The sequence below is a fragment of the Georgenia sp. 311 genome, from assembly GCF_006151955.1.
Lineage (GTDB): Bacteria > Actinomycetota > Actinomycetes > Actinomycetales > Actinomycetaceae > Oceanitalea > Oceanitalea wutianyii.
Genome location: NZ_VDFS01000015.1, coordinates 60,517 through 69,234 on the forward strand (window position 1 = coordinate 60,517; position 8,718 = coordinate 69,234).

General features: G+C 73.3%; 9 protein-coding genes and 1 tRNA gene. 6 read left to right on the forward strand and 4 right to left on the reverse strand.

Annotated elements, in window-relative coordinates; translation table 11 throughout:
• The first annotated feature begins 4 nt into the window (after window positions 1-4).
• The 4 genes from FHE66_RS02000 (at window position 5) to FHE66_RS02010 (ending at window position 2,609) form a co-directional block, all read left to right on the forward strand.
• A complete protein-coding gene (locus tag FHE66_RS02000) occupies window positions 5-808 on the forward strand; it encodes a uracil-DNA glycosylase (protein ID WP_139071317.1) in 804 nt (267 codons plus the stop codon).
• A gap of 18 nt (window positions 809-826) precedes the next feature.
• Window positions 827-900, forward strand: a tRNA-Leu gene (locus FHE66_RS02005).
• A gap of 129 nt (window positions 901-1,029) precedes the next feature.
• Complete coding sequence (locus FHE66_RS15790; RefSeq protein WP_255303572.1) at window positions 1,030-1,155, forward strand: hypothetical protein; 126 nt, start codon at window positions 1,030-1,032, stop codon at window positions 1,153-1,155.
• 62 nt (window positions 1,156-1,217) lie between these two features.
• Window positions 1,218-2,609, forward strand: coding sequence for an NAD(P)/FAD-dependent oxidoreductase (locus FHE66_RS02010; RefSeq protein ID WP_139071318.1), 1,392 nt, complete (start codon window positions 1,218-1,220; stop codon window positions 2,607-2,609).
• A 1-nt stretch (window position 2,610) separates the two neighbouring features.
• Here FHE66_RS02010 and FHE66_RS02015 read toward each other — a convergent pair whose 3' ends face one another.
• The 4 genes from FHE66_RS02015 to FHE66_RS02030 all read right to left on the reverse strand — a co-directional run bounded on the left by FHE66_RS02015 (window position 2,611) and on the right by FHE66_RS02030 (window position 6,368).
• Window positions 2,611-3,279, reverse strand: a complete 669-nt coding sequence (locus FHE66_RS02015) for a response regulator transcription factor (protein WP_255303573.1) — start codon at window positions 3,277-3,279, stop codon at window positions 2,611-2,613.
• On the reverse strand, window positions 3,276-4,394 hold the full coding sequence (locus tag FHE66_RS02020; RefSeq protein ID WP_139071319.1) for a sensor histidine kinase: 1,119 nt from the start codon (window positions 4,392-4,394) through the stop codon (window positions 3,276-3,278). The genes FHE66_RS02015 and FHE66_RS02020 overlap by 4 nt, the downstream gene beginning before the upstream one ends.
• A gap of 193 nt (window positions 4,395-4,587) precedes the next feature.
• Entirely contained in the window at window positions 4,588-5,427 is an 840-nt protein-coding gene (locus FHE66_RS02025; RefSeq protein ID WP_139071320.1) for an ABC transporter permease subunit, read from the reverse strand.
• Complete coding sequence (locus FHE66_RS02030; RefSeq protein WP_139071321.1) at window positions 5,424-6,368, reverse strand: ABC transporter ATP-binding protein; 945 nt, start codon at window positions 6,366-6,368, stop codon at window positions 5,424-5,426. Before FHE66_RS02030 ends, FHE66_RS02025 begins: the two co-directional genes overlap by 4 nt.
• Window positions 6,369-6,671: 303 nt before the next feature.
• Here FHE66_RS02030 and FHE66_RS02035 point away from each other — a divergent pair, with 303 nt between their 5' ends.
• Together FHE66_RS02035 and FHE66_RS02040 are read left to right on the forward strand one after the other, a co-directional pair.
• Window positions 6,672-7,541, forward strand: coding sequence for a Bax inhibitor-1/YccA family protein (locus FHE66_RS02035; protein ID WP_139071322.1), 870 nt, complete (start codon window positions 6,672-6,674; stop codon window positions 7,539-7,541).
• A gap of 122 nt (window positions 7,542-7,663) precedes the next feature.
• The gene (locus FHE66_RS02040) at window positions 7,664-8,635 is read left to right on the forward strand and encodes an acetylxylan esterase (RefSeq protein WP_139071323.1); all 972 of its coding nucleotides are present in this window, start codon (window positions 7,664-7,666) and stop codon (window positions 8,633-8,635) included.
• Window positions 8,636-8,718: the final 83 nt, after the last annotated feature.

An 8,718-nucleotide genomic window follows, 5' to 3' on the forward strand; every position in this document is an offset into this window, starting at 1 on the left:
CACCATGGGATTCGTCGCGGCGGGGAGCGGGTGGCCCGGTGACCGCGCCACGCCGCAGACTCCCGTGGCGCGGTCCGCGGCCGGCGTGCGGCGCCTGGCTGCCGGCAGCCCGGACCTCCTGACCCTCGACGCCCGCTCCACCGTCTGCTGCGCGTGCCCGCGGCTGGTCGGGTGGCGCGAGCACGTCGCCGACGTCAAGCGCCGTGCCTTCGCCGACGAGACGTACTGGGGCCGCCCCGCGCCGGGCTTCGGCGACCCGCAGGGCCACCTCCTCGTCGTCGGGCTCGCGCCCGCCGCGCACGGGGCCAACCGCACCGGACGCCTGTTCACCGGGGACCGCTCGGGCGACTGGATCTTCGCCGCGCTCCACCGGGCCGGGTACGCCAACCAGGCGGAGTCGCGGGCCGCCGACGACGGGCTGGAGCTCACCGGCGCGCGCATGGTCGCAGCCGTTCGCTGCGCCCCGCCGGACAACAAGCCCAGCCCCGACGAGCGCGCCGCGTGCAGCGGGTGGCTGGAGCGGGAGATCACCCTCATGGAGCCGACGACGACGGCGGTGCTCGCGCTGGGCGCCATCGCCTGGCAGGCGACGCTCGCCGCGCTCGTCGCCCTCGGCTGGCAGGTGCCGCGCCCGCGCCCGCACTTCGGCCACGGCGCGGAGGCCGTCGTCCGCACCCCCGGTGGGCGGGAGGTCCGCCTCATCGGGTCCTACCACGTGTCCCAGCAGAACACCTTCACCGGCCGGCTCACCGAGACCATGCTCGACGACGTCCTCGACCGCTGCCGGGCGACCGCCGGCCCCGCCTAGGATGAGCGGGCGCGACCTGCCCCCATAGCCCAACCGGCAGAGGCAGCCGACTTAAAATCGGCTCAGTGCGGGTTCGAGTCCCGCTGGGGGTACGCACGATATTTCCTACTTTCGTCGCCCCTTTCCGGGCCCGCTGCCGGATGCGCCTCCTGCGACAGGACCGCACACTTGGGTGGTCAGAACTTCTCCGCGGGCGGGCGGCCGGTGAGGAGGTGAGCACGATGGACGTGACGCTGGAGACACGGACCGCGTCGTGGCGCGACGCGATCGCCGCGCACTACGAGACCCAACAGGTGCGGCTCACCTGGCAGCTGCGCGGGGACGACGACCCCGAGGAGTACCTCTAGACCGGTCCCGGGCGGGCTGACCAGACCGCGCGAACCGGGCGAAGCGCCCATACGATCGATAGGTGACCACCCCGCTCCCCGCAGCCCCGCGTCCTCGCCGTACCAAGCGGATACTCATCCTCGGCGGCGGGTACATCGGCCTGTACACCGCGCTCGGGCTGCGCAAGCAGATGAGCCGCGAGGACGTCGAGATCGCCGTCGTCGACCCGCGCTCGTACATGACCTACCAGCCCTTCCTCCCCGAGGCCGCGGCCGGCAACCTCGAGCCGCGGCACGTCGTGGCCCCGCTGCGTCGCGAGCTGCGCGGCTGCACCCTCGTCACGGGCAGCGTGAGCGAGATCCGGCACGCCGACCGCCGCGTCGTCGTCGAGCCGATCGAGGAGGGGGAGAGCTACGAGCTCGCCTACGACGAGCTCGTCGTCGGGCTCGGGGCGGTGCCCCGGACCCTGCCCATCCCCGGCCTTGCCGAGTTCGCCATCGGGTTCAAGTGGGTCGAGGAGGCCAACGCGCTGCACAACCAGGTGCTCGGCAAGATGGACGTCGCCGCCTCCACCTGGGACCCCGCGCTGCGTCGTCGCAAGCTCACCTTCGTCTTCGTCGGCGGCGGGTTCGCCGGCATCGAGGCACTCGGCGAGATCGAGGACATGGCCCGCGACGCCGCGAAGATGTTCGACGGCATCCGCCGTGAGGACATGCGCTTCGTGCTCGTCGAGGGCGCCGGGCGCATCCTGCCCGAGGTCGGGGAGGAGCTCGGCGGGTACGCGATCGAGCAGCTGCGCGCCCGCGGCGTGGAGATCCACCTCAACACCTTCCTCGAGTCGTGCGTCGACGGGTACGTCAAGCTCTCGAGCGGGGAGGAGTTCGAGGCCGACACCGTCGTGTGGACCGCGGGCGTCAAGGCCAACCCGGTGCTCGGAAGCTCCGACCTGCCCCTCGACGAGCGCGGTCGGGTCCGCGCCCTGCCCACCCTCCAGGTGGCGGGTGACGACGGCGTCGTGCCGGGCGCATGGGTGGCCGGGGACTGCGCGGCCGTCCCCGACCTCACCTCCGACACCCCCGGGGCGACGACCGGCCCCACCGCCCAGCACGCGGTGCGCCAGGCGCGGCACCTCGCCCGCAACCTCGCCCGCCACCTGCGGGGGGAGCCGCTGGAGGACTACGCGCACAAGAACGTCGGCACCGTCGCCTCCCTCGGCCTGGGCAAGGGCGTGGCGAACGTCTTCGGCGTCAAGCTCCGCGGCCCGGTCGCGTGGTTCATGCACCGGACCTACCACATGTGGGCGATGCCGACCTTCAACCGCAAGGTCCGCATCGTCCTCGACTGGACGACGGCGCTGTTCTTCCGGCGCGAGCTCGTCGCGCTCGGCTCGCTCCAGAGCCCGCGCGCCTCGTTCGTCGCGGCCGCGACCGACACGCCCCGCGCACAGCCCTCGCCGCCCGCCGAGCCCCGGTAGGTCAGCCGGGCCGCACCAGCCCGGTGTCGTAGGCGAGGATGACCGCCTGCACGCGGTCGCGCAGGTCGAGCTTGGCCAGCACCTTGCCCACGTGCGTCTTGACCGTCGCCTCCGAGACGAGGAGCCGCGCGGCGATCTCCCCGTTCGACAGGCCCTCGGCGACGAGCCCGAGCACCTCGCGCTCGCGGGTGGTGAGGCTGGACAGGACGCCGTCGTCGGGGGGCTCGGTCGCGGAGGTCGCCGGGAGGCGCTCGCCGAACAGCTCGAGCATGCGCCGGGTCACCCGCGGGGAGACGACGGCGTCCCCGTCGGCCACGGTGCGGATGGCCGCCACGAGCGTCTCGGGCGGGGTGTCCTTGAGGAGGAACCCGCTGGCGCCGGCGCGCAGACCGGCGAAGGCGTACTCGTCGAGGTCGAAGGTCGTGAGGATGAGGACCCGGCACCCGGGCAGTGAGGCGACGATCTGCTCGGTCGCCTCGATGCCGTTGAGCCGCGGCATGCGCACGTCCATGAGGACGACGTCGGGTCGCAGCGCCGTCGCCAGCGTCACCGCGGCCTGCCCGTCGGCTGCCTCGCCGACCACCTCGATGTCCTCCTCGGCCCCCAGGACGAGCCGGAAGCCCATGCGCAGCAGCGCCTGGTCGTCGGCCAGCAGCACCGTGATGCTCACAGCTCCCCCTCCTCAGCCCAGCGCAGCACGGCCCGCACGCGCCAGCCGCCGGGCGTCGGCCCGGCCTCGACGTGCCCGTCGTAGACCGCCGCACGCTCCCGCATGCCTACCAGACCGCGCCCGCCGGGTGTGCTCGCCGGCCGCGCGCCGTCGGCGTTGTCGACCTCGACGACGACGTACCCGGGCTGCCGGTCGATCGTCACGTCGATCCGCGGGGAGCCCGGGGCGTGGCGCAGGACGTTGGTCAGCGCCTCCTGGACGATGCGGAACACCGCGAGCTGCAGGCCGGCGTCGGCGGGCAGCGCGGGGCCGCTCTCGGTGAGGGACACCGGCACCCCGGCCGCCTGGAAGCGGGCGATGACGTCGGTGAGGTCGGTGTTGAGCGGCTGGGGCGCGAGCGGCGCCCCGCCCTCGCCCGCGTCGTCGTCGCGCAGGACGCCGAGCAGCCGGCGCGTGTCGGCCAGGGCCGACCGGCCGGTGGCGGCGAGCTCGTCGAGTGCCACGGCGGCCTGGTCGGGCCGCTTGGTCAGGGAGGCGCGGGCGCCGTCGGCGAGCGTGACCATGACCGACAGGCTGTGGGCGACGACGTCGTGCATCTCGCGGGCGATGCGGTTGCGCTCCGCGACCAGCGCGATCTGCGCGCTTTGGTCGCGCTCGAGGGCGAGCTGGGCGGCGCGCTCGACGAGCGCCGCGATGTGCAGCCGCCGCCCGCGTGCCGTCGTGCCGAGCATGAGGGCGATCATCGCCAGGGCGAACGTCGTGCTCAGGGCGATGACGAAGGACGCCGCCGGGCTGAGGGCGACCTCCGTGCCGTCCGCGACGTTCACCGACACGAGCGCGGAGGGCCACACGGCGAGTGCCCCGGCGAACACGGCGAGGAGACCGGCGAGGGAGAACCAGGCGGCGCGCGCCGGACTGTAGGCCGCGACGGCGTACAGGGCGAGGACGGCCGCGATCTCCAGGCCGGTCGTCTCCCGCAGCATCGCCTGCGAGACGACGAGGGCGGCGAGGACGACGGCGAGGGTGAGGACGGGACGGTGACGCCGGCCCAGGAGGGCGGCGAAGCCGACGAGGGCGAGCGCTGCCCCCGTCCAGCCGGTGCCTCCTGAGCCCATCGTGGGTCCCAAGAGGACCGTGGCCGCGGCGGGGATGCCGTACCAGAGGGCGACGACCCAGTCGACGACGACGGGGTGGCGGTCCAGGACGCGGCGCAGCGGGCCGACGCGCGGCCCGGCGAGGCCGTTCGGCCGGGGGCCGGGTGCCTCCGCGGGCGGGGCGACCGGGACGGCGCCGGGGGCCGCAGGATGCTCAGGCGTCCCTCCTACGCATGAGCACCGCGGCGGCGAGGAGGGCGACCGCGATGTAGATCGCGAAGACGCCCAGGCCGGCCCACGGCTCGAGGAGCGGGGGGAGTCCGGCGGTCTGCATCTCCATGCCCGGACTGTCGACCGCGACGATCCGCTCACCCGCCGTCGTCGGCAGGTAGGGGTAGGCGTCGCGCAGCCACTCGAGCGGGGACATGGCGAGCTGGACGATGACCGGCAGCAGGAGAAGGATCCCGAGCACGGCGGCCAGGGCGCCTGCGGAGTGCCGCAGCAGCGCCCCGAGGGCCAGCCCGAAGAGGCCGACCGCCGCGAGGTACAGGCCGGTGCCCCAGAAGATGCGCAGCGTGACCGGGTCGCCCAGGTCGGCGGCGCCCCCGACGTCTCCGAGGAGCGGCATCGTCAGCACGTAGGAGAGGATCACGCCGAGCACCCCGACGACGAACGCGACGACGGCGATGACGATCGCCTTCGCGACCAGCGCCGGGACCCGGGAGGGGACCGCCGCGAACGTCGAGCGGATCATGCCAGTGGAGTACTCGCCGGTGATCATGAGGACGCCGAGCACCGCGACGACGAGCTGGGCCATGATGTAGCTCGTCGCGATGACCGTCTGGCCGTCGAGCCCGGTGTCGAAGCCCGCGTCGGCGGACTGTGAGGCACCGAAGGCGAGGAGCAGGCAGATGAGCACCATCGAGACGAGGGTGGCGCCCAGCGTCCAGTAGGTGGAGCGCAGGGACCAGAACTTCAGCCACTCGGAGGTGAGGACGCGCGGGAAGGTCACCGGCTTGACGGCGACGGCGCGCGGGGCGGTCTGGGTGGTCATCGTACGGCTCCTTCCGGGGTGCCGACGGAGGCGCTCGCGTGCTCGGTGCGGAACTCGACCTCGTCGTGGGTGAGACTCATGTAGGCGTCCTCGAGGGAGGCGCGCAGCGGGGTGAGCTCGTGCAGCGCGATGCCCGCGCCGGCCGCGAGCTCACCGATCTCCTCGGCGGTCCGGCCGGAGACCTCCATGAGGCCCGGCTCGGTGGCGACGAGGGAGACGCCCTGCCCGGCGAGGAGCTCGCTCAGCTCGCCGGCGCGCGGGGAGCGCACCCGGACGCTGACCTCGCGGGTGGCGTCGACGATGTCCCGGACGGGTCCCGAGGCGATGATCCGGCCGCGGCCGATGACGAGGAGGTGGTCCGCCGTCTGGGCCATCTCGCTCATGAGGTGGGAGGAGAGGAACACGGTGCGGCCCTCCCCGGCGAGGTAGCGCACCATCGTGCGCACCCACTTGACCCCCTCGGGGTCCAGGCCGTTGACCGGCTCGTCGAGGATGAGCGTGCGAGGGTCGCCGAGCATCGCCGCGGCGATGCCCAGCCGCTGGCCCATGCCGAGGGAGAAGCCGCCGACCCGCTTCCGCGCGACGGTCTGGAGGCCGGTCATCTCGATGACCTCCTCCACCCGGGAGGTGGCGATCCCGTGGGTCGCGGCCAGCGCGCGCAGGTGGTTGTAGGCCGAGCGGCCGGTGTGCACCGCCTTGGCGTCGAGGAGCACCCCGACCTCGTGCAGCGGTGCCCGGTGCGCGGCGTAGGGCTTGCCGTTGACCGTCACGGTGCCGGAGGTCGGACGGTCCAGGCCGACGATCATCCGCATCGTCGTCGACTTCCCGGCCCCGTTGGGGCCGAGGAACCCGGTGACGGTCCCGGGTTCCACCGTGAAGCTCACGCGGTCCACGGCGGTCTTGTCGCCGTAGCGCTTGGTGAGCTCGTGGGCCTGGATCATGTGGTGCCTCCTTGTTCCCTCCACAGTAGGGCGGGCGGGCTCCGGGCACGACGCCCGGCAGGGGGAGATCGCCCCGCCGGTTCCCTCACCCTCGAGGCTGACGACCTCCACCCCGAGGATGAGCCGACCCGGCCCGCGTGCGGGATCCGGCTCTCGGCGCGAGGGGGTGTCGGGCCGGAACACGGACGCGGCCTGCGGCGTTGTCCTGGACAACGGCGGGTCTCGTGCGAGGGGGGCGCATAGGATGACCGCGGATGAGACCTACGCGTCGGCCCGTGGCCACGCGCGACCAGGAGGCACTGAGTGAGCAATCCAGTCTTCGAGAACAGTCCGTACTTCGGCGAGCGCCGCGGTACGACGCCCAGCGGCTACCCCACCCACCCGGGGTACGCGCCGTCGGCCGGGACCACCTACCCGCCGGCAGCGGACCCGCAGCAGGTGCAGAACCTCGAGTACGCCTACCAGCAGCCGGCCGCCGGACCGGCCCAGACCGGGCGGCTCACCTACGACGACGTCATCGTCAAGACCGGTGGACTGCTCGCGCTCGTCGTCGCGATGGGCGCCCTGAACTGGTTCGTCCTCGGCGGCAACATGATCGCCACCTTCGGCGGCCTCGCCGTCGGACTCGTGCTCGGCCTGGTCAACGCGTTCAAGCGTGAGCCCAGCCCGGCGCTCATCGCCGTGTACGCGGCGGCCGAGGGCCTGTTCCTCGGTGGCATCTCGATGGTCTTCGAGAGCATCTACCCCGGCATCGTGCTCCAGGCGGTGCTCGCCACCGGCGCGACCTTCGTCGCCACCCTCGCGCTGTACTCCAGCGGCAAGATCCGCGTGACCCCGAAGATGACCCGCTTCGTGCTCATCGCCCTCGTCGGGTACGCGCTGTTCTCGCTGGTCAACCTCGGCATCATGCTCCTCGGCAGCGGCGACTCCGCGTTCGGCCTGCGCTCGAGCGTGGAGATCATGGGGATCCCGCTCGGCGTCATCATCGGTGTCTTCGCCGTCGGCCTCGCCGCCTTCTGCCTCATCCTCGACTTCGACGCGATCAAGCGCGGCGTCCAGGCGGGCATCCCGAGCCGCTACGCGTGGTCGGCCGCCTTCGGCCTCCTCGTCACCCTCGTGTGGCTCTACCTCGAGTTCCTCCGCCTCCTGGCGATCCTGCGCGGCGGCGACTGACCGCAGCCCCTGCTCCGAGAGCCGGATCGTGCCCCGTGCACGATCCGGCTCTCGTCGTCTGCGGGGAGTGTCGGGTCCTCGGGGGCCGTCCGGGGGAGGGGGTGCGGCCGTAAGGTACGGCCATGCCTCTCTTCGACCTCGATGCAGCACGTCTGCCCGACTACCGCCCCGACGTCGCCGAGCCGGCGGACTTCGACGACTTCTGGGCCCGCACGCTGGCCGAGACGCGCGCGCACGACCTCGCCGTCGAGGCCGTCCCGGTCGACGCGCACCTGCGGCTCGTCGACGCCTTCGACCTCACCTTCTCCGGCTTCGGCGGGCACCGGGTCAAGGCGTGGTACCTGCGTCCGGCGGGCACCGACGAGCCGCTCCCGGCGGTCGTGGAGTACCTCGGCTACGGCGGGGGACGCGGCCTGCCGCACAGCAGGCTGCTGTGGGCGGCGGCCGGCTACGCCTACGTCGTCATGGACACCCGCGGGCAGGGGACGACGACGACGAACGGGTTCGGGGCCACCCCGGACCCCGTCGGCACCGGCGTCGCCGCCCCCGGCACGCTGACCCGCGGCATCGAGGACCCGCACGAGCACTACTACCGGCGCGTCTACACCGACGGCGTCCGCGCCGTCGAGGCGGTGCGCACCCTCCCGGGCGTGGACGAAGGCCGCGTCGCGGTCACCGGGGTGAGCCAGGGCGGGGCGATCACCACCGCCGTCGCCGGCCTCGTCGACGTCGCCGCTGCCATGCCCGACGTCCCGTGGCTGGCGCACATCCGGCGCGGCGTCGAGATGGCGCCGGAGGGCCCGTTCGAGGAGGTGCGCACCTACCTCGCCGCGCACCGGGACCGGGTCGAGCCGGCGTTCCGCACGCTGTCCTACATCGACGGCGTCAACCACGCGAAGCGGGCGACGGCGCCGGCGCTGTACTCGGTCGCGCTCATGGACACCGTCTGCCCGCCGTCGACCGTGTACGCCTCGGCCAACCACTACGGCGGCGACGTCGACGTCGAGGTCTACCCCTTCAACGAGCACGAGGGCGGCACCGAGTTCCAGCGCGAGCGTCAGCTCACCTGGCTCGCGGAGCGCCTCGCCCGCTGACCGTCCTCCGCGGACGAGTCGCCCCCACCACGCCAGCACCCCGCCGAGAGCTGGATCCTGCACCGTGCAGGATCCAGCTCTCG